The 972-nt window shown below is 72.0% G+C and carries 2 protein-coding genes and 1 pseudogene; all 3 read right to left on the reverse strand.

Features of this window, described 5'->3' with window-relative positions:
* Positions 1-379: pseudogene (locus EOA24_RS43685) on the reverse strand (GcrA cell cycle regulator); the annotation flags it as partial.
* Positions 380-490: 111 nt separating this feature from the next.
* Complete coding sequence (locus EOA24_RS39375; protein ID WP_126083384.1) at positions 491-793, reverse strand: hypothetical protein; 303 nt, start codon at positions 791-793, stop codon at positions 491-493.
* Positions 790-972, reverse strand: a 183-nt coding sequence (locus EOA24_RS42220) for a hypothetical protein (RefSeq protein ID WP_210213655.1), incomplete at its 5' end; no start/stop codon positions are given. The genes EOA24_RS39375 and EOA24_RS42220, both read right to left, overlap by 4 nt.

A 972-nucleotide genomic window follows, 5' to 3' on the forward strand; every position in this document is an offset into this window, starting at 1 on the left:
GCCCCCCTCTGCCCTGCCGGGCATCTCCCCCACTAGGGGGGAGATTGGCGGTTGCGACCCCGGCGCCTTCCACGAACTCGGCGAACCTGGAAAGCGCGGCCGGCTCGGAGAGCCCTCCAATCACCGTCCTGCCCCGCCTGCCTGGACGATCCGGCCGGGCATGTTTCCTCGGCCTGCCGCCGGCGCGGCCGCCCTTGGGGTTGGCGAAGCCGATGGCGCGCAGGCCGGCGTTGCGGTGGACGATGCCGATGATGGCGTTGCGCGAGACCGGGGCGCCGCGCAGCGCGCTGAAGCGGCCGGCGATGCGCGAGGCCGACAGCCCCTCCTTCAGCCAGGCGGCGATCTCGTCGATTTCCTTTTCGGTATAGGCGGCTGCCATCTTCTCATTCCGTCGATTGCTAGGGGCGTGGGCTTGGGAAGCGCCGGGCTGAAGCCCAAGCGCCAGGGTTCGGCCGCGAGGCCGTCGGTGGGGTTCGGAAAAGGGTCGGGATCAGGCGGGGCGTGCTGCCCCTTCCAGCTCGCGAAGCCTGGCTTCAGCCGCCGCCCGCGTCAGGCCCGACACCGCCCGGCCCGACGCGCGGTCGAACAGGATGACGGTGCCGTCCTCGGTGCGGATGCAGCTTATGCCCGGATTGGGGGCCGGAGCCGGGGGAGGAACGGCTCCGGCCGTTCCGGTGAACCGGGGTGCGGGCGGTTCGACCGGATCCGGGGCAAGCGCCCCGGAATGCGCCCGGACCGGGGAGGAAGACAGTCCGGACGATTGGAATTCCAATGGTGACGGCAGCGCGTTCATGCCGCCTCCCCTTGCATGACGGCCGCGCGTTGCATGGCCGCGCGGCCGGCCAGCCATTCGTAGCTGACGCCGGCAATGCCCAGCCGGCGGCTCGCCGCCACCACATGCGGCCAGTGCTGCGGCGCGATGCGGCCTCTGCGGCGCATCTGCCGCGCCGCCTCGTAGCCGCAGCCGACATC

Origin of the sequence: Mesorhizobium sp. M2A.F.Ca.ET.039.01.1.1, from assembly GCF_003998035.1 — a bacterium.
In the GTDB taxonomy this organism is placed as follows: domain Bacteria; phylum Pseudomonadota; class Alphaproteobacteria; order Rhizobiales; family Rhizobiaceae; genus Mesorhizobium.